The organism is Streptomyces sp. NPDC042364, assembly GCF_056437585.1.
In genome coordinates, this window is the sequence record NZ_JBWKAJ010000018.1 from 139,905 (window position 1) to 159,686 (window position 19,782).

General features: G+C 69.5%; 16 protein-coding genes and 1 pseudogene. 6 read left to right on the forward strand and 11 right to left on the reverse strand.

From position 1 onward, the window contains the following. Positions 1–129 precede the first annotated feature (129 nt). The 3 genes and pseudogenes from AC067N_RS29565 to AC067N_RS29575 all read left to right on the forward strand — a co-directional run. The gene (locus AC067N_RS29565; protein WP_478681943.1) at positions 130–924 is read left to right on the forward strand and encodes a DUF6924 domain-containing protein; all 795 of its coding nucleotides are present in this window, start codon (positions 130–132) and stop codon (positions 922–924) included. Between the two features lie 80 nt (positions 925–1,004). Next, complete coding sequence (locus AC067N_RS29570; protein WP_478681944.1) at positions 1,005–1,592, forward strand: SMI1/KNR4 family protein; 588 nt, start codon at positions 1,005–1,007, stop codon at positions 1,590–1,592. 481 nt (positions 1,593–2,073) lie between these two features. Further along, positions 2,074–2,172, forward strand: a pseudogene (locus AC067N_RS29575) (helix-turn-helix domain-containing protein); the annotation flags it as partial. Positions 2,173–2,360: 188 nt separating this feature from the next. On the opposite strand, the gene AC067N_RS29580 reads toward AC067N_RS29575, so the two are convergent. The 11 genes from AC067N_RS29580 to AC067N_RS29630 all read right to left on the reverse strand — a co-directional run bounded on the left by AC067N_RS29580 (position 2,361) and on the right by AC067N_RS29630 (position 16,129). After that, positions 2,361–2,798, reverse strand: coding sequence for a hypothetical protein (locus tag AC067N_RS29580; protein ID WP_478681945.1), 438 nt, complete (start codon positions 2,796–2,798; stop codon positions 2,361–2,363). 422 nt (positions 2,799–3,220) lie between these two features. After that, complete coding sequence (locus AC067N_RS29585) at positions 3,221–3,511, reverse strand: transposase (RefSeq protein WP_478681972.1); 291 nt, start codon at positions 3,509–3,511, stop codon at positions 3,221–3,223. A 258-nt stretch (positions 3,512–3,769) separates the two neighbouring features. Next, complete coding sequence (locus tag AC067N_RS29590; protein ID WP_478681973.1) at positions 3,770–4,876, reverse strand: hypothetical protein; 1,107 nt, start codon at positions 4,874–4,876, stop codon at positions 3,770–3,772. 1,089 nt (positions 4,877–5,965) lie between these two features. Further along, positions 5,966–7,729: a hydroxysqualene dehydroxylase gene (locus AC067N_RS29595; RefSeq protein ID WP_478681946.1), complete on the reverse strand. Its 1,764-nt coding sequence runs from the start codon at positions 7,727–7,729 to the stop codon at positions 5,966–5,968. A gap of 499 nt (positions 7,730–8,228) precedes the next feature. Continuing rightward, positions 8,229–9,077 carry an ABC transporter permease gene (locus AC067N_RS29600; RefSeq protein ID WP_478681947.1) on the reverse strand — a complete coding sequence of 283 codons (849 nt, stop codon included), beginning with the start codon at positions 9,075–9,077 and terminating at the stop codon, positions 8,229–8,231. Then, positions 9,074–10,045, reverse strand: a complete 972-nt coding sequence (locus tag AC067N_RS29605) for an ABC transporter ATP-binding protein (protein ID WP_478681974.1) — start codon at positions 10,043–10,045, stop codon at positions 9,074–9,076. Before AC067N_RS29605 ends, AC067N_RS29600 begins: the two co-directional genes overlap by 4 nt. An 850-nt stretch (positions 10,046–10,895) precedes the next feature. Further along, positions 10,896–11,351: a (2Fe-2S)-binding protein gene (locus AC067N_RS29610; RefSeq protein WP_478681948.1), complete on the reverse strand. Its 456-nt coding sequence runs from the start codon at positions 11,349–11,351 to the stop codon at positions 10,896–10,898. 21 nt (positions 11,352–11,372) lie between these two features. Next, positions 11,373–13,493 carry a xanthine dehydrogenase family protein molybdopterin-binding subunit gene (locus AC067N_RS29615; protein WP_478681975.1) on the reverse strand — a complete coding sequence of 707 codons (2,121 nt, stop codon included), beginning with the start codon at positions 13,491–13,493 and terminating at the stop codon, positions 11,373–11,375. Between the two features lie 710 nt (positions 13,494–14,203). Next, positions 14,204–14,962 carry a class I SAM-dependent methyltransferase gene (locus AC067N_RS29620; protein ID WP_478681949.1) on the reverse strand — a complete coding sequence of 253 codons (759 nt, stop codon included), beginning with the start codon at positions 14,960–14,962 and terminating at the stop codon, positions 14,204–14,206. 26 nt (positions 14,963–14,988) lie between these two features. Next, positions 14,989–15,525, reverse strand: coding sequence for a hypothetical protein (locus AC067N_RS29625; RefSeq protein WP_478681950.1), 537 nt, complete (start codon positions 15,523–15,525; stop codon positions 14,989–14,991). 139 nt (positions 15,526–15,664) lie between these two features. After that, positions 15,665–16,129: an ATP-binding protein gene (locus tag AC067N_RS29630; RefSeq protein WP_478681951.1), complete on the reverse strand. Its 465-nt coding sequence runs from the start codon at positions 16,127–16,129 to the stop codon at positions 15,665–15,667. A 179-nt stretch (positions 16,130–16,308) separates the two neighbouring features. Between AC067N_RS29630 and AC067N_RS29635 the strand changes: the two genes are divergently transcribed. From AC067N_RS29635 to uppS, 3 genes are read left to right on the forward strand one after another with little or no spacing between them, the layout of a single operon-like run. Further along, a complete protein-coding gene (locus AC067N_RS29635; protein WP_478681952.1) occupies positions 16,309–16,917 on the forward strand; it encodes an ATP-binding cassette domain-containing protein in 609 nt (202 codons plus the stop codon). Continuing rightward, a complete protein-coding gene (locus tag AC067N_RS29640) occupies positions 16,914–17,777 on the forward strand; it encodes an ABC transporter permease (RefSeq protein WP_478681953.1) in 864 nt (287 codons plus the stop codon). Before AC067N_RS29635 ends, AC067N_RS29640 begins: the two co-directional genes overlap by 4 nt. Before the next feature lie 16 nt (positions 17,778–17,793). Continuing rightward, entirely contained in the window at positions 17,794–19,641 is a 1,848-nt protein-coding gene (gene uppS / locus AC067N_RS29645) for a polyprenyl diphosphate synthase (RefSeq protein WP_478681954.1), read from the forward strand. Positions 19,642–19,782 lie beyond the last annotated feature (141 nt).

Consider the following 19,782-nt stretch of genomic DNA (forward strand, 5'->3'; position numbering starts at 1 on the left):
GTCTACCCTTCCGAGACGTAAACGGCGGGCACAGCCCGATGGGGGTTGACCATGCGACGTTCCAACTGGCCGCTCCTCAAAGGTCGTACGCGGCCGTTGAGGATGAAGGAGTGGGGCGACCTGGCCGTCATGGACCCCGACGCCGGCAAGCCGCCGCGCGGCCACGGGTTCCTGGCAGCCGAGAAGGACTGGCTGCACATCGACGCCGGAAGCACCCTGGAGAACCCCGTCGTCACCCTCTGTGCCGGAGCGGATCCTGGGACGGAGAGCGGCTGGGACGAGGTCGAGGAGATCACCGTGATCTCCACGACCGGCTTCCTCACCCTGTGCGACAGCGGATACGAGCCTGTGCGCAAGAAAAACCTCGCAACTGCAGGAGCCGGCCCGTATCTCATCCGTGTCCATGCCCGTGACCGGTCGACGGACGGCAGGCAACCCCGCTTCCTCATCCAGGTCATTCCCGGCGAGCGTACGGGAGCCGATCCGGCGCCTCCGTCCTCTTCCACGATCGAGGAAGCCGCCGGTCCGCTCCTGGTACGCACGTCATTCGAGCAGCCAGACGAGTGGACACGCCTGCTGCAGACACTGGAAGGAGGCCCAGCGCACTACGAGTCGATCACCGTCGTCGACAGCCGTGCCTATGCGGGCTTCACCGCAGACCAGATCCAGGCGCAGATCGTTCACGATGGCGAGGGCTGGCCCGACAGTACGCTCATCCTCATCGCCGACGAGACGGCGCTGACCTCAGCGGAGTTCCCGCTGCTGGCCGTGAACAACCTGCCCGGTGAAGAGGACGGTCCGTTCAGGATCACCCTCGCAGCGGCCGGTTCCCTCGTCGTCAACATGGAGCTGGCGAACACCGGCTTCGGTGAGTGGGGGAGTGGCGTCGACGCAGACGGTGTCTACCGTGAAAATCGCTACTGACGTTGTCCAGACGAGCAAGTCCCCAGGATGAGCTCTGGTGCCGCGCGATAGATTGCGGGCGACACGAGAGAAGAGCTCGCATGGACTGCCGTATCCCGCGGTTGCGACGCAAGCTGGCACGCATCCCCTACGCGCCCGACCGAAGTCATTCCTTCGGGGAGGAGCGGCACGAATTCCGTCTCGGCCCGCGCCTCACCACCGGTGAGGCAGATGCCTTTCAGGCCGAGCATGACGTGGAACTCCCGCAGCCCTATCGAGACTTCCTCACCCACATGGGCGGCAGTGGTGCGTCTCCGTACTACGGACTGATCCCGTTGGGGGACTGCACGCCCTTCACGATGAACCCCACAGACGCCAGCACGGGCTCAAGAGGATTCAGCCGGGCCTACCGCCCCACCCGCCGTGGTGACGTGTTCCTACACGTCATCGAACGCGGCTGCAGCGATCTCGTCCTCATAGGCATTACCGGGCCTCTCACCGGGCGCATGCTCATCGGCAACGCAGACGGCTTCTGGGGCCCGAATGTTTCCTCGGCCCCGGACTTCCTCGCCTGGTATGAACGATGGCTCGACCACATGGCTGCCGGACAGGACAACCGGGCTCTGGAGCTCACCTCACCCCGGCTCCGAGCGCGTCTGATTCGGCAGCGGCTCGCTCACTCGCCGTGACCACTCCACTGCACCTGAGCCAGAACCCGAGCTTGGACAGCCGATGTCGACCGCTTCGCGAGGGACGAGAATCTGACGGTGCTCGATTGCCGGGCAGCGAGTAGATTGTCGCGACTAAGTGTCTTTCTGGTTGGTGGAGTTGGGGCGGGCAGGCTTCGCTTGAGCCTGCGTTCGGCCGGGCAGGGGTGCCGTGTCCTCGCAGATGAAGTATCCGGTTGTCTTGAGTGCCGAAGACCGTCGTGCGTTGGAGCGTGTGACGACGACGGGGGTCCGCAGCGCGTCGATGATCAGGCGGGCGCGGGTGCTGCTCGCGTTGGACACCTCGGTCGGCGAGGTCGCTGCGCGGGCGGTGATCGCGGAGCGGGTCGGGGTCTCGTGCGATTCGGTCCGCCTGATCTCGAAGCGGTTCGCGGAGACCGGCGGCGATGTGTGGGCCACGGTCGGTCGGAAGGAACGCGCACTGCCGCCGGTGCCCTCGCCGGTGACCGGCGAGGTCGAGGCAAGGCTGATTGCGCTGGCCTGCTCGAAGCCGCCCCAAGGACACGCCCGCTGGTCGCTGCGCCTGCTGGAGAAGCACGTCGCGCTGGCCGAGGACATATCGGTTGCCAGCTGGATGTGCCGTCCGGCAGACCAAGATCGACATCAACTAGAGCTTCCCACCGGATGGATCTACAGTAATCGTCTACAAGGTACTTCGCCGTTGGGTGGGAATGTCCAACTCGGGGTCAGAGCACCGTCAGGTCGGAGAACCCTGGTATACCGGCGAGATCAGAGGTCGTCACAGATGCGGCGGGCCTTGGTCAATTCCGCCTTGACCTCGCCGCCGACATCAAGCGTTTCGGCGAAATAGTTGCGTGAATTGGCCAGGGCCGTCGAGAGCGGCTTGTACGTCGGGTCGCCCGCGGCAGCTGATTCGGCCAGCAACTGCGCGGCCGACCATTGACGGATCGATATGTCACCTGCCGCGCCTTCGGCCGCGCTGTTCGACTCGTCGAGCCGGTCGAGTGCCCCGCAGGCGGCGATCGCGTCGGCCGCAGCGTCAGACCCGGAGCCACCGTCGCTCCCGGAGAGTATCCATGCGGTACCCACGCCACCGCCCCCGAACACGACGCCGACGGCCAGCGCGGCGATCAAAGGGGCCCGACGCCGGGGCGACGGTGCAGCGCCCATCGGGGCGGGCGTGGCGTACGGCTGTGAAGGATGCATGGGCGCAGAGACTAGTGCTCTGACCGCGAAGGATTGCCGGTTGGGTTGCGAGTTACGTGTTTCCCGCCATGGCCGTACGGCGGTGACTACGTGTGCGAGTACGTAGTTCCTCGGTACCGCAGGGGAAGGCGCGCGGGTTCCTGGATGGTGTCCCTCGTCGGACATCGTTGTCGAATTCGGCGGTTGTCTATGCGGGGCGGAGCCGGGTGAAGCGGGAGGTTCTGGTGAGGGCGAGTGGTTGGCCGGTCTGCCAGGCGTCGGCGCGCACCAGGTCGAGTGCGGCGGCACCGTCAGGGCGCCACTGGCGAGCCAGGCCGACTGGGCCATGGCCGGGTCCAGCAGCGTGTCGGCGACGGTCACCACCTCGGGGAAGACGACCGCGTCCCGCCCCACGATCCGCCCCCCGGTGGCCCGGCCAAGAATCATCTGCTCCGCGCAGCCGACGCGATATGGGCGGCCAGGTGCTGCTGCCGGCCGGTGTCAGGTTCGGGCAGCACAGCGTGGCTGACGAGTGCCAGGGTGCCGTCCTGCGTCCAGAGCTGGTGGCGGCGGAGGCAGGCATGGAAGGGCCCAGGGCCCAGGGCCTGGGGGAGGTGGGTCCACGGCTGGCCGGTGCAGGCGATGTGGACGATGGCCTCCAGGATCTGGCGGTCGCTGCGGCGGCGGCCGCCGTGGTGGGGGAGCGGAGTCGGCAGCGCGGACAGGATCTGCAGGCCTCATCGGAGATCCGTGGCCGCCAGCCGGGCACGTAACCGGCCAGGTTGATGAGTTCGTCGACGAGGTCCCGTTGCGCGGGCTGGAGCAGGGCCGGCGGGCGGCCTGCTGGGTGAGCCAGGCGCCGGCCCGGTCGGCGCCCGGGCCACCACACCACGCCGTCAGGCAGGCCGGCCAGGTGGTGGCGGCAAACCCGGGCCTCGATGCGCCATGAAAAGAAGGGACCAATCAACCCTCAGTGTTTCTGGCGCATCACACTAGAAGAAGTCTGCCGATCTGCCCTGTGTGAGCGTATCGAGGATTGTGCGCAGCCACGGACTACGCACGGCTGGTAGCCGGACCAAGGTGTGCTGGAACGTTCCCCAGTCGACCCGGAACAGGCAATGGGGAAGCAGCGGGAGCGGGTAGTCGCGGAGGACGTCTCGGGGTATGCGGCCCGATGCGGGAACCGGCAAGTAGTGCTGGGGAGAGACCAGCCACAGCCATACACCCAGGGGCAGGGGCACCAGGTATGTCGACGCCGTCGGGCTGGCGGGGATCCAGGTCCGACCTGTCTGGGGATGGACCGGTACGAGGAGGATGTCGACGCCCGCGGCCGGGGAAGGCTGTCCCGGTCCAGCCAGGACGGCGCGCCGCTTCGGGGGGCCTGCGGGCAGCAGGGCGTCGAGCGTGCGTTGGAAGATGTCCGAGGTCAGACCGCCCGGGACCTTCACCGGCCGTCCTTGGGAGGCGACCAGCAGGTGGGCGAGCGCCTGGCCGGCTGCTGCCTCCCACTGCGGGCTCCACGACCAGTAGTGGCTCGATCCCAACCGGCCTCCCCACGTGGCAATCGGCTCGAACGGGGGAGTTTTCTCGCTCTTCCCCACCAGCTCGGCCCAGGAGACAGGCGCAGCGTGGATACCGTCAACAGGGACGCGGCGCACGGCCTCCGCGCTGAGCCGCACTGCCTGCCAGAGCGAGCAGTCGTCGACCCTGGTCGCCACGGGGAGGGCGCATGCCTCACAGGCCATGTTGGGCCCGTCGGCTCCGTCGAGGCCACAGCAGGCACCGCCGCGCTTCTCCGGAATCAGCCGGGTTCCACGGATGTCACCGGGCGCGATGACGATCGCTCCGGGCGTACTGTCGGAGAGGGCGTATACCGGTGCGTAGATGCCGCGTGCCTCGGCTTCGCCCGGATCGATCTCGTCCCACGTGCGCCACGGCCCTCCCCAGGGGTCCGGGTCCACGGCAAACGCCCCTGACTGCATGAGCACCGGAAGCTGAGTCCCGTTCCCGTACTTCTGACGGGCGTGGACCGGCAGTGAGACCTGGGACAGCGGGGTGGTCAACTCGGCGCCGCATCCCGCACACACGAAGACGAACAAATATCCTCCGGTCAGAAACAGAGGACGCATCTTCGCAGTTCACCGGCAGGCGGCCAACACGATTTCTCATCCGTTGCCGGAACGGCACCTGACACCGGCTCGGAGCATCAACGAGGTGTCGGACAAGCGCCGGCCGCCGCCATGCACAGCAGACCGGGTCGGTGGGCGAGCATCGTTCCACACGCGTGGCTGCCGCGACTGGAGTGCGGCGGAGCTCGGGCTCACCTTCCACAAGGATGCGCCGTACCTGTCGACGAGCGACGACCGCACGGGGACGACCGAGCGGTTCTACGCCTCGGATCTGCCGGAGCGTCTGGTCAAGCTCACCGGGCCGGCGGTTTCGGTGACGAAGGACGCGGTGTGCCTGCTGGAGTTCCCGTTCGGCATCGAGCGGGCCGTCCGCCGGAGGTTGTCTACCACCGCTGCCCGGCGCGGTGGCCATGGACAGGCTGCTGGGGGGACTGGCGGGGATGCCTCCGGACCTCGTTGCGCTCGCCGGGGATGGTGCTCCTGAGCGCTGAACGTCCTCACGGAGTCTGCGCCGGGCCTTGGCAGACAGGGCAGAGCTGGAACCGTCCATGGTTGACGACGCTTCCCCAGCCGCGACAGTTGTCGCAGTCGCGGGCGCGGGCGATGTTCACGTTGCGGGCAGTGGCAGGAGCGTTTGGGTGGGCTCCGTGGATCATGCGGCTGTGCTCCTCGGGTAGAGGTCTTGCGCGGCATAACTATTACATTTTTCGCAAGAATATTCAAATCCGGTGATAGTGGACCCTGGGCCTGTCGGGCCGATCGCGTGTCTGTACAGCGCCGAGGCTGTTGATGTGGACATGGGGTGGGGGTGAGAGGAACTACCACGTGGGGTACTGCTGCGATCGTCCCTACCGGGTGGGTAAGGGGCGTTTCGTGATGCGCGGGCCTCCGGAGGCACCCCCTTTAAGGAAATAGCCGAGGTATGGCGCGGTCGGCGAGGATGGCAACGCCCTGGCGTTCGCAGATCCGGATCCCGATGATCCGATGTGCCCAGGTGCCTGGTCCTCGCCGGCCGGGACGGCGCTGTGCTGTCACGGGCCTCGCGGTGGGACAAGGCCTTCAGCCGATGTCGAAGACATTCGGCAGTCGGAGGAGGTGTCGGGTACGGTCGTGCCGCTTGAGCGCCTCCAACTCGGGGGCCCGGTACAGGGGCGTCACGGTGCACCGCTCGGCGGTCGAGCCGATCCGTTCCAGTAGGGCGTTGACGGCTTGCCGGGCCGAGGAGTTGGCGCCCTCCATGGTGGCGAGATCGATGGGTACGGCGACATAGTCGCCGGCCAGGAAGAGGTTGGGGATCTTCGTGGCCGACCGCGGGCGGTGGTGATAGGTCCCCACCGGGTGGATGAGCAGTTGTTCCTCGTTGACAGGGTGCGGCGTGCCGAGTCCGTCCACCGCCGGATCGAGAAACCAGGAGTGCAGCACGGAATCCTTGAGGACCGTACGGCCGCTGTCGTTGAGAGCCGCCTTCAACTGCGCCCACACCTCGCGGGCGACTTCGGCGCGGGTGCACTGCTTGGCTGTCTTGCCGTACAGGATGCCCGGGCGGTCCCACTCGGAGACGTCCACGGACAGGCAGTCCTCGACCGCGCCGTCGCCGAAGTCGGCGGGGAAGTCGTGGCCCGGCCAGTGCTGGGCTTGGGCGATCGCGGTCAGCGACCAGGGGGAGTCGATGAGGTTGAGATGGCCGTGCAGGATCGGCGTACGTTCGGTCAGATAGAACTGTATGCCGGTCATCCAGTCCGTCTCGAGCCGGTCGCACTCGGCCAGTTGGGGGTCGGCGGCGCGTACGGCGGCGTTCCATGTGCGGCGGGCGTGCTCGACAGGCATCGCCGAGATGTAATGGTCGGCGATAACGGTCCGCCGAGAGCCTCCCGGGTCCTCCACGACAGCTCCGGTGATCACGCCCGCGCCCAGGGTCAGATCCCGTACGGTCCAGCCGAGGTGGAACTCGACCCCGAGGGTCCTCAGATACGTCACCCAGGGGTCGATCCAGGCCTCGTTGGTGGGCGCGTTGAGGACCCGGTCCAGTGGTCCGTCCGCGCCCCGCCCGAGGAGGTTGAAGACGAAGGCCTCCATCAGGGTGGCTACCGTACGGGTGCTGGCCTCCTCCGCCTTGGTGGCCACGATGTTGCGGGTGATGCCGACAGCGAGGATCCGCTGGTAGTCGTCGGACATCTGTCCGGCCCGTACGAACTCCCACCATGGCGTCCGCTCCCACACCTCGTCGCGGCGCTCGTCGCAGCTGGTGAGGAAGACCAGAAAGCGGTTGGCGAAGTAGAGGGCCTCGTGGAGGGGGAGGTTGAAGGCAGTGTCCAGCAGTGAGGTGAGGGCGCGGCGGAGTTCGTCGGGGGTGAGTTCGACCGGGGTGCTGCCGGGTGAGGGCAGCGGGATCCTGATGTCCTCGCGACCGCCCGACCGGGCGAACATCATCTCCTTCGGAGCGACGAGGTTGTCGTGCACACCGTTGGGGTTGCCGGGGAACGGGATGCGCCGCATGGTGTCGGGCAGATTGTGGTAAATGCCGGGGATGAAGCGGAAGCCGTGCTCCCCTGGCAGCGGGCGGCGACCGCCCGTTCCGCTGCCCGGTACGTCGATGCTTCTGGCCTTGCCGCCCAGAGCCTTGCGTTCGTAGACCGTGACCCGGAAGCCCCGCTCGGCGAGTTCGTGCGCGGCCGTGAGCCCGGCGACGCCCCCGCCCAGTACGGCCACGGACTGTGCTCTGGCGCCGTTCTCGGCCGAGGCCGACTGGGGCGTGCCGAGGGCGGCCCCGCCGCCGGCGGCTGCGGCCGTACCCAGGAACCTTCTGCGCGTCGTGCCGCTCACAGCCAACCCCTTACCGTCGGTAACGTCGGCGCATGAGGATATGGGCGAAGCCCCCGCACCGGAAGGCGGACGAGGGGACTTCGCCAACTTTGACTTGATGCGGCATCACTTGGCGTCGGACCAAGGGTGCTTGGGTCCCGATACTCTTCGCTCGGTGTCCTGCCCGGCGGGCTGCCGTCTTCCGTGGACGAAGCCAGACGCTCCATCTCGGCCGAAACATCTGCGGGAGAAGGGCCGGACCGGTCACGCCGGCCAGGAAGGCACCGGATTGTGGTGGACAAGGTAGGTCGTGACCACTCCCAGCACGATCTTTCGACCGCTATGTGGCCTGCTCACCTCAGGAGTCGTGGCCGCCACGGCATCCACCGCCATGGTTCGCGCCGCCCCGCCGGCATGTCCCTGAGTCGGTTCGGCGAGGACCGCCCGGCGTCCGCTGGGCGGGCGCTCTCTGTCCGGTGCGGCCCGATCAGGGAGCCGGGCCGACCTCCCTGGCACATCACTAGCCGACCCGCTGCATCGCCTTCCGGTGCCGTTCCGCCATCGCGGCCCCGGACTCGCGGCGGGCCATCCTGCGCAGGACGGACGGCGCGAGGAGGAGCCCCGCGACCGACCAGGCGCCCAGCACCCCGACCGTCTCCACATACCGCCAGGACTGGCCGATCTCGGCGGCGACCGCTTCGGCCGGCAGCAGCGCGGCCCGGAGGCCGAGGCCGAGCCAGTACACGGGGAAGATCTGCCCGACGGTCTGCAACCACCCGGGCAGCTCCGACAGGGGGAAGTAGATCCCCGAAATCACGACGAGTCCCATCACCGGAAGCATCAGCAACCCGACGGTGCGCGGACTGCCGACGAGTGAGCCGATGACGGCGCCCATCGGAAGGGTTGCCAGGAGACCCAGCGGCACCACCCACACGAGCGTCAGCAACGCGCTGCCCTGTCGGGCCACCTCGTCCACCAGGAACACCCCCACGGCAAAAGGGAGCGCCATGGAGACGAGAGCCGTCCCCGACACCATGACGATCTTGCCGACCAGGTGGCCGACCATGCCATGGGGCACGGCCTTGGCCCGCAGCAGGGTGCCGTCCTCGCGCTCGGTCGTCAGGAGCTGCGCCGTGGTCATCACCCCGGTGAACGCAAGTGTCATCCCCACCATGCTCGGCAGCATGAAAGCGCCGGCCGAGATGCCTGCGCCCTTCAGCGGATCGTCCCTGAGCAAGAACAGCGGAACGATGAGCAGGACCGTCCAGAGCACGTACCCGAACACGTCCTGGCCGGTGGTGAAGGTCTGCCGCAGTTCCGTCCAGCCTCGCCGCAGCCCTATTCCCGCCGCGTACCACACCGGACTCATCGCGACCCCTCCCCGAAAGTCTGCGCCGCCCGCCCACCGGGAACGCTCCCCGCCTCCAGCTCCCGCACCATCGTCAGGTAGGTGTCCTCCAGGCTCGCCCGGCGCACCTCCAGCCCGCCGATCGCCTCGCCGTGCTCCTCGAACAGCCGACGGACGAACCGGGTGGGCTCGGTCGTCGCCTGCTCGAAGGGCCGCCCGTCCCGCGTCCAGCGGACGGTGGCCTCGGCCGATGCCTGCCGGGACAGCTCCAGGGCCGAGCCGTCGGCCACGATCCGGCCGCCGGCCAGAATGAGGATCCGGTCGGCGAGCTTCTCCGCCTCGGCCAGGTCGTGCGTGGTCAGCAGAACGGTGGTGTTCTCGTCCGCGAGCCCGCGTACCAGGCCGTGGAACTCGTTCCTGGCCTCCGGGTCCAGCCCGGCCGTCGGCTCGTCCAGGAACAGCACCTCGGGTCTGCCCACGATGCCGACGGCCACGTCGAAACGCCTGCGCTGCCCACCGGACAGGGTCCCGACCCGCTTGTCCGCCTGCTCGGTCAGCCCCACTGCGGCGAGGAGCTCGTCAACGTCCCAAGGGCGTCGTACGAGGGTGGTGGAGTACGGCGCGTAGTACGAGCCCAGATGGGACAGCAACTCCCGTACCCGCCACTTGCCGTGGTCGCGCCAGGACTGCAACACGATGCCGAGGCGTGCACGCCACCGCTCGTCCCCGCGAGCCGGATCGGTGCCGAGGACGGTCACGTCACCCGCCGAGCGCAGCCGGAAGCCTTCCAGGACCTCGATCGTGGTCGTCTTGTCCGCGCCGTTCGGGCCGAGCAGCACGACGACTTCACCTCGCCGGGCCGTGAAGCCTACGCCCTTCAGTACGTCCTGGCTGCGGTAGCGCATCCGCAGCTCACGTACGGCGATGACCCTGTCGCTCTCCGGCGGTGGGCCGCTCCCACCCCCGGACAAGGCATGTGCGGTCGTCATCGGTGTTCCCCCTCGCCAGACGGCATCGGCCTTCATGCCCTTGGTGCGGGGATCCCGCCGATCCGCTCCCGCCACGGACCGCGCCGTCGGCGGCCCACCAAGCTGCACGCGGGCAAGTAGTCGGTGGGTGAGCAGGAGGACATCGCCTTCGTTCTCGGGTTCGGGCACGTCTTCATCGTGGACGGATGCAGTGCCGGCGACCGTGCAGGCGGGGTCGGCGGGTGCGAGGCAGACGGTGATCGCGGCGGTCGTTCGCTGCTCCTTGATATCGAGGACGACCACGTCGGCTCGGGTGTTCTGCGACGGGAACGGGCCCACGCGGTACCAGCTGATCCTCGCCTGCACCCAGGGGCAGGGCGGCACCAGGCCGGCGAGCCGGGCTCCGTCGCCCGCCAGGCGCGGAACCGCTTTCACACCGTCCGCAGCGATGCCCCTGATTCGCACGACCGTCTCCGGTCCGCACCTCCGACATCAGGGCCGCCGCCGCTGCTCTGGCGGCCGGGCCTGGCCCGGCCGGCCCCGGGGTTCGGTCGGGCTGTCCGGAGCGGGCGGGGCCAGCCGGACCGCTGCTCCGGACGCCTGGCTCCGGGTTCGGCAACCGGGCGGGCCCCGTCGGCGTTGCCGGGGCGACCGTGTGGACTGCTCCCGCGGAGTTCACCGCCGCTGATTGCCGCCGAGCGCCACCGTGCGGACCCACGGGACCGGCACCGCGGTCGTGCTCCGCCCGAGCGCCATCGCGGGCGACCCCAAGGGACGGAGTGGATCGCGAGGACCGGCCGTGGGCGAACGCCCGGGACGAGCCCGGGCGCGTGCCGGGCGTCGGCCTCCCCCGACGGCCGTCCGGAGGCCGTCAGCCGTGCGCCGCGGCCTTCTTGATCGCCTCGCGGATCCTGGAGTACGTACCGCAGCGGCAGACGTTCTCGATGCGGTCGATGTCCGCGTCGGTCGGATGGGGCGTCTTCTTCAGCAGCGCCACCGCCGCCATGATCTGCCCCGGCTGGCAGAAGCCGCACTGCGCGACGTCGCACTCGAGCCACGCCTGTTGCACGGGGTGCAGCCGCTCACCGTCGGCCAGTCCCTCGATCGTGGTGACCTCACGGTCCGCGCAGTCCGCGACCGGAACGACACACGGCTGTATGTCCGCGCCGTCGAGGTGGCTAGTGCAGGAGCGGCAGACGCCCACGCCACAGCCGTACTTGGGGCCGGTGACGTCCAGCAGGTCCCGCAGGACCCACAGCAGCGGCATGTCGGCAGGTGCCTCGACGGTGACCTGCTTCCCGTTGAGGACGAAGGAGTAGGAGGGCATGGACACCTTCTCGGAGTCGGGTCAGAAGTCGAGGGGAAAGCGGCGGGGCTTGGTGCCGGTCGCCCGGGCGTAGGCGTTGGCGACGGCGCCCGCCGCGGCGGGGACGCCGAGTTCGCCCGCCCCGCCCGGCTCCCGCCGCGAGGGCATGATGTACGCCTCGAAGCGCAGCGGGGCGTGCCGCTGGCGGGCGTATCGGAAGTCGGCGTAACTGCTCTCGCGGACGGCGCCCCGGTCGATGTGCAGGCCGGCGCGGAGAATGGTGGAGATGCCGTCGATCGCTGTGCCCATGAGCTGCGCCTCAAGTCCGCGCGGGTTGACGGCCGTTCCGACGTCGGCCGCCATCACCACCCTGGTCACCCGGGGTTCGTTCGGGTCGGTGGCGTCGATCTCCACCAGGCACGCCACACAGGAGCCGTACTCCTCGTGCACGGCGACGCCCTGTGCCTGGCCGGCCGGCAGAGCCCGGCCCCAGTGGCCGGCGTCCGCGACCTTGTCGAGCACGGCTTTGACGGCCTTGTTCCTGAGTGTGCTGCGCCGGAAGGCGACCGGGTCCCTGCCCAGGCTCCTCGCGACCTCGTCGACCACGATCTCCTCCGCGGTCCGCATCGTCCCCGAGTCCACCGACCGCCAGGCGCCGAGAGGCATCGCCAGCTCGACCGAACCCGAGTCCCCGGACACGCGGCCGAAGTTGTACAGACCGCTGTCACTGGGCAACGGCCCGGCGGCGTGCGCGGCGGCCGGTGTCACCCGGCCCTGGGCGGGCCCCCACGCGGCCCCCTGGACGGACAGCCCCTGCCCCTCGTACGCCTCGCTCACCGAGGCCACGGCGTGAGTGAACGCCACCACCCGGCCCCGTGCGTGGCTGGCCCGGATCCGGTGGTGGCTGGCCGGGCGCATCCGGCCGTGCCGGATGTCGTCGGCGCGGCTCCACATCAGCTTGACCGGCCGGCGCGCAGCCTTCGAGATGAGGGCCGCCTCGATCGCGGCGTCGTGGTTCAGCCGTCGGCCGAAGGAACCGCCGCCCCGTATGACGTGGACCTTCACCTTCGACGCGGGCAGCCCGACCACGGAGGCGATGTCCTCCCTCGCACCCATCGGCGTCTGGGAGGAGAACCAGATCTCCGCCCGGTTCGCACGAACGTCCGCCACCGCGGTCAGCACCTCCATCGGGGCGTGGCTGACGAAGGCGAACTCGAACTCGGCCTCCGTCTGCGCCGAACCGCGCGGAGGCTTGCCGAGCCGGGGGACGGCGGCCCGCAGCCGCGAACGGATCGCGGTGTCGGAGAGCGATGCGAGCGGCCCGGGCGCCCAGGTGATCCGCAGCGCGTCCCTCGCCTCGAAGGCGTGGTGGAACGTCTCCGCCACCACGGCGACCCCACCGGCGATCGTGACCACGGCATGGACGCCCGGCATGGCCTTCGCGGCCCGGGAGTCGACCGAGACGAGCTTCCCGCCGAGCGTCGGCGGCCGGGCCACCACGGTCGGCTTCGCTCCGGCCACCGTCAGGTCCCCGGCGAACTCGGCCTTCCCGGTGACGATGTCCCGGGCGTCGATCCGGGTCGTCGCCTTCCCGATCACCCGGTGCCGGGACGCCGGCTTGGGCTTGCTCGACACGGCAGGCCGCCGAATCCGGGCGGCGCTCGCGGTCAGCGATCCGAAGGTGGCCGAACGCCCGTCCGGTGCGATCACCTTCGTGTCCCGGGTGCGCAGGGAGCGCGCGGGCAGATCCCACCGCTTGGCCGCCGCGGTCACCAGCTTGGCACGCGCCAGGGCGGCCAGCTCGCGGGCCGGACCGTACAGCGAACTCACCGAACTCGAACCGCCGGTGAACTGGTTGCCCCTCGTGCGGGCGCCGGCGAGCGGGATGTCGACATCGACGAGCCGGGCGTCCAGTTCCTCGGCGATCATCATGGCCACGGCGGTCGTGACTCCCTGGCCCACCTCGACACGCGGCAGTCGTACGACGACCTTGTTGGCTTCGGTGACCTGGAGGACCAGCATCTCCTCGTCGGTGCCGGTCACCAGGACATCGGACGGCCGACGGGTCGTGGCCGCGGTGGGCTCGCTGCCTTCCGCGGTGGCCTCGTCGCAGCCCAGCGACGCGGCGACGGTGAGCGTCGATGCCGCGAGCGAGTAGACCACGAACTTTCGGCGGGACAACTGACCGGCCAACGGATGCTCCTCTCCGAGTATCCCGGTGGTTCGACTGGTATGAGGGGGCAGCGCTCCGCGGGGTTGCCTGGGGGAGCCGAACCGTCAGGAGGCTTGCCGCGGCGCACCGCTGGTGCGTCGGTGAGGGGGCCGTGGCCCGGCGGCAGATGTTCGGGTGCGGAACAGGCGACCTGCGCCGCGATCCGTGCGGCCCGATCGAGCCGAGGGTCCGCAGGAAGCGGCAGAGGAGGCTGTCCGGCGGGGCACAGGCACCGCGGCGCCGCACGCACCAGACCGGCAAGGGGCGGTCGACGGGCGGGAAGCCGCAGCGCGTCAGGGCGGTTCCACGTCACAAGGGGGTGATCGAGGCCGTACTGAGCCCGTTTGCCGCGCCCGGCGGGGCCCCCGGCGGCAGGACCCTGTCGGGAATGAACTGACGCACCCCGAACCGGAGGCACTCGCCGGTCACGTCCGTTCTTCGCCCCCATGCTCACCCCGTCGCAAGGCGCCACCGACTGCCGGCGTGGAGCGCAGCGGCGATCACACTGCCCCACTCGCTGCCACTGATGAACCGCAGGACAGCGACCGAAGCCTCGGCCAAGCCACGAGGCACGCACGGATACGAGGAGTGCACCAGAGACCGAGAACGGACACCGCTCCGGTGTTGACCGTTCCACGACGCTGTGAGCGTGGAGTTCTCTTCAGGTGTGGGAGGTTGCTGATCGCACGACGGTCAGTCCGCACCGGTATGGCTCGTCGAGCTCGCCGTCGGGGAAGACGCGTGCCAGCGCGGTGCGGTTCATGCCGAGGAGTTCGGCCCGCTCGACGGGGTCCATGACCGCGAAGTACGAGTGGGTCCCGAGGTTGCGGATGTGCTCCTCGACGGTGATCCGGCGCGACCACGGGATCTCGCGGGTAGCGACGTGGACCGGGAACGGGGCGAACAACTCTGCCACGGTTGCCGGGTAGTTGCGGGTGAAGGGCGCGAGTCGGGCATCCTCCTCCGCGACCCATGGGATGCGGATGTCGGCTTGGTTCCACCACAGGGCCAGCACGCCGTGCGGGCGTAACACGCGTAGCGCCTCGGGGACGGAATGGACCGGGTCGGTCCAGTGCCAGGCTTGGGCGTAGGTGATCACGTCGAAGCTGCGGGCGGCGAAGGGCAGACGGTTCCCTTCGCCCCGGACCAACGGGATCTCCGGCTCGGCCGTGTGCAGCTCGGCTGCCATACCGGCGCCCGGCTCCAGGGCGACGACGCGGGCGCCGCGGTCGCGCATCAGCCGGGTGGCGATGCCGGTGCCCGCTCCGCAGTCCAGCACGTCCGAGCCGGCCAGCGGCCGGCCGGCAAGCTCCTCAACGGCGTCGAAGAGGGCCGGCGGATAGTCCGGGCGGGCCGCAGCGTACTGCGTGGCAACGGAGTCGAAGGAAAGTGCGCGGGCTTGGTTCGCGTGAAGTGCCATGCCCGAGATCTTTCCGTCCGTCGGCATCAAGAGACGGCGCCACCCATGACTGCTGCCAACTCGTCAGCCGACTCGGAGGTCAGACGGTAGAACCCCTGAAGGCTGACCGAGCGCTCGAGACGGCCATCGACCACGTACTTCAAACCACGGGTCTGACCACGGCGGTTACGCCAGGTGAGCCGCGCAAGCAGTTCGCCGGGCAGGGGCACGTCGAAGCGTACGGGCGTCGCGTCCACGTGCACCGCCATGGCACCGCAGCCGTCGGCACCGAGCATCGACCAGCCGCCGTGCCCGGGATACGCACGGTCCTCCCAGGTTGCGGGAGCCGTGCCGCAGCAGTCGCGCCGCTCCATGTCGATCACCCGCATACGGCTCACCACGAACACCTCGCAGCGGTTGACGTGAAGCGCGTACACCTCGTCTCCAGCACGAGCACCCGCCCACGCCGGCAGGGAGGAATGAACGCCGCTGAAGGCGACGGGCGGCCGCTCGCCCACGCGGCCCGCTTTGCGCAGGGCACGGCACGTGTCATGGGTCCACAAGACGGTGAAGGCGTCAGACATGCCGCGATCCTATGAGCGGGGACTGACAGAGCACCGCCGCCGTGACCGCAGCACCCACCCGTGGCACGTACAGGCGCGCGCCCGCACGAAGCGGCAGCCGGCCCTGCCTGAGGCCGAGTGCGCCGCCGTACCGACGCGCTCAGCTGCCCCCGCCGTCGCGCCGGTGGCCAAGCACACCGACATCGGGATCAGCAGTGGTGTCAGGTTCGGCTTCGGCGGGGCGGAAGCACGCCGTCACCGTCTTGCCCCGCCGCTGGCACCTGATTCCCCACTCGTCGGCAAGCTTCCGCACGATGGCCACTCCGCGGCCGGAGACCTCACCCGGCTGTGGTTCGCGATGGCGCGGCAGCGTCGGATCCTCGTCGTGGACACTCACATGGAGGCAGTCGCCGTCCCACGTGAGGACCAAGTATGCGTCGCTGTGCGCGTGGATGTGCGCATTGGTGATCAGCTCGGACACCGCCAGCACGATGGAATCCACCGTGTCCGGCTCGGCGGCGGCCCAGGGCAGGGACTCGAGTCGCCTTCGTGTCCACTGCCGCCCCGCACGCACTCCCTTCGACATGGGGAAAGAGTGCGCCCATCCCATTGCCTTCACCGCCACTGCCCCGACTCCCTCTCCCTTGTCCTCCCCAGCGCGTGCATGCACCGGGTACCCGGCACCGGACTCGACAGGCATGCAGGCGTCCTGGTGGCACGACGACACGCGCTCGTGTCCGTTCCACCTCGTGATCGTTAGGCCATTCGGGCAAGGTCGGGTCAGATCTACGGGCGGGAGACGCTGTGGAGGTCAGGGATGTGCATCACGCCTATCATCGGCGCTCAGTCCTGCGGGGTGTTGACCTGCGGCTTCGGGCCGGGACGGTGTGCGGGATCGTGGGGGAGAACGGCGCGGGCAAGTCCACGCTGTTGAAGGTCCTTTCCGGCGAGCTGCGGCCCATGCGCGGCACGGTCCGCCACAGCGGCCGGTTGGGCTATTGCCCTCAACACGTGGTGCTCAACGACGCGCTCACCGTGCGGCAGCACCTGACCTTCTTCCAGACGGCCTACCGCCTGGCCGATGTGTGCCATGCCGAGGAGATCATGGAAGTGCTGGGCTTCACCGGCTACGCCGACGAGCGGGCCGGGGTGCTCAGTGGCGGCACCCGGCAGAAGCTGAACGTGACGCTGGCGCTCATGCACGACCCGCAGGTGCTGTTGCTCGACGAGCCCTATCAGGGTTTCGACTGGGACACCTACCAGCGGTTCTGGGACCTGGTCGTGCGGCTGCGGGATGCAGGACGTTCGGTCCTGGTCGTCTCTCACCTGGCGTACGACACCGAACGCCTGGACGAGCTGTGGCGGCTGGACGGCGGGACGCTCCGCCCGGACGAGGCGGAGACCGCCGCATGAGGTTCCACCTGGCCGGCTTCGCCGTCGCCACCCGGTTCACGCTGGTCGAGCATGGCCGCAACCGGTTCGCCATGGTCCTGGTGGGCCTGTTCGTCCCGGTGTGGACGACCCTGGCGTACCTGGCGATGCCCGACACCCCGGCCCGGATGCGGCTTCGCGCCACCGGAGAGACGCTCGCGCCGCACGGCAATGAACTGACCGAGATCAGCGGCGCGCTCAACGCCGTCACGCTGATCACCGGCTTCATGATGTTCGCCGCCACGTTCTCCGGCAGCGGCTTCGACCGCAGGCTGGCCATGGCCGGCTACCCCCGCACGCACCTCGTCCTGGCCAAGGTCACCGCCTTGGCTCTGGTCTCGGCGGCGGTCGCCGTCTATGCCACCGCCGTCACCTGCCTTGCCTGGACACCCCGTCAGCCCTGCCTGCTCGCCGCCGCGCTGTTCTGCGCCGGTCTCACCTACGGTGCGCTCGGCGTCGGCTTCGGCTCCCTGCTGCGCCGGGAAGTCGAGGGCATGTTCGCCATCGTGATGACCAGCATCATCGACCTCGCGCTGCAAAACCCCATCACCAGTTCCGGCGCCGACAACCCGGTCATGCGCTACCTGCCCTCCTACGGGGCCATGCAGGTCAGCACAGCGGCCGGATTCTCCACCAGCCCGGTACCCGGCCACCTTGCCATCCAGCTCGCCTGGTTCGCGGCAGCCTCCCTGATCGCGCTGGTGGGCTTCCGCCGTAGCACCCGCAACCGTCTGCCGCTGACCGCCCGGACTCCGTTGCCCGGGCCAGGACGCGACAAGGTCGGCCTTCCCGCGCCCCGCCAGGCCCCCTCACCAGCCGCATCCGACACAGAAGCACACTGAGGCCCCACTCCCGCACATGCGCGCCACACCACAGTCCACGACGGCAGACCACGATGCGGCCCCGCGAGCACGGCGGGGGCGACCCACCGCCCGGTCGCTCACCGGTGACGACCCGGCCCTGCGGGCGGCGTACCGGCTGTGCCGACGCACCACACGAGTGCACGATCCCGCGATCCACACCCTTATCCAGCTGATGCCGGCCGTGCTGCGCCCGGCCGGGTGGGCCCTGTGGGCGGCAGCGAGCGTCCTGGACGACCTGGCCGACCAGCAGGATGCCGCCCCGGCCGAGCGCGCGGCCCGGGTCGAAGCGTGGACAGCAGCACTACAACGCGACCTGGCGGCCGGCACCGGCTCGGATCCGGTCCGGCACGCCCTGGTGGACACCGCCCTGCGATGGCGTCTTGACCTGTCCGGCCTGCAAGGTGCCATGACCAGCGCACGGGACGACACCCGCAGCCGGCACCTACCCGACTGGGCCGCGTGGCGGGCCTGGTGCGACGAGCAAATCGCACCCTGGGTCGACCAGGTACGGCACCTGCTCGAACAGGCCGGAGCACCGATGACGCTGAGGCTGGACCGGCAGGGGGACTACGAGCAGTTCATCGACGGTGCCCAGCTCACCGACATCCTCACCGACCTGGGATCCGACCTTGTCCAGGGCCACCTGCTCCTGCCGCAGGAGACCCTGGACGCCCACCCCGGCGCGGAAGACGATCTGCGGCAGCGGCGCTGGAGCCCCGCAACAGCGGCTCTGATCGGAGAACTGACCGCTCTGGCTCGCCGATGGGTGACCAGGCCCGCCATGACAAGAGGCATGCACCCGGGCGCCGCTACGTTGCTCGACACGGCGGCGCGCCTGCTGCGAGCCCAACTCGATGCCGTCGACGCAGCCGGCGCCGACCTGCTCAGAGGCGCTCCGCGCCCTTCTCTCATGTCCCGCGCCCGCATCCTCGCCCCCGCCCGCATCCGCTCGCATCTGGCCTGGAGCCTGACGCCCCTGACCATGCCGGGACCCCGACGGCCCGCGGCGGTCGCCCGGGATCCGATCCCGGCGGCCGAAGACACCGCCCTGAGGCTCCCGCCACCGCATCCCGACGGCGCCCGGCCACCGCAGATCGCCACCGACCAGATGCCCTCGCACGTGGCGATCATCATGGATGGCAACGGCCGCTGGGCCCAGCAGCGGGGCATGCCCCGCCCGGAAGGCCACCGCGCCGGCACCGCCGCCGCCCACGAGATGGTCTACGGCGCCCTGGAGATCGGCCTGCGCCACCTGACCCTCTACGCGTTCTCCACCGAGAACTGGAAACGCGACACCGAGGAAATCGCCACCATTCTGGAAACGATCCGACACGACCTCGATGAAGGCCCCATCCGTGACCTCGACGTACGACAGCGCTGGTCGGGCCGCCCCGACAAACTGCCCGAAGAGCTCGTCCAAGCCCTCCTGCGCGAGGAGCGCCGCACCCGCGCCCGCACCGGACTGACCCTCACCGTGTGCATCAACTACGGGGGCCGCGACGAGATCACCAGGACCGCCGCAGCCCTCGCCCAGGCCGCCAGAGCAGGCGAGGTCGACCCTCACCTCATCAACGAAGTCGACTTCGCCCGCCATCTGCCTCACCCCGACATGCCGGATGTCGACCTGCTTTGGCGCACCGGCAACGAACAGCGGACCTCCAACTTCCTCCCCTGGCAAGCGACCTACGCCGAGCTGCACTTCACCCCCGACTACTGGCCCGACGTAGACCGGCGTGACCTGTGGCGGGCCATCACCGAATACAGCCAACGCCAACGCCGCCGCGGCGCTGCCCCTCTCGTCTCTCCTCGCACACCCCCGGCCGTGCCACCACGTCCGCTCTGAGGTCGAGGCTAAAGAGCCCGGCCCGGCCGAGTCCACACCAGCGGGGACCCCAAAGATCCGGCAATGCCGTGTCGGCGCCGCCGCGCCAATGCCGAGGGCCTGGGATCCTTAAAGCGCATCCCTGTCCGCTGCTGACCGTCC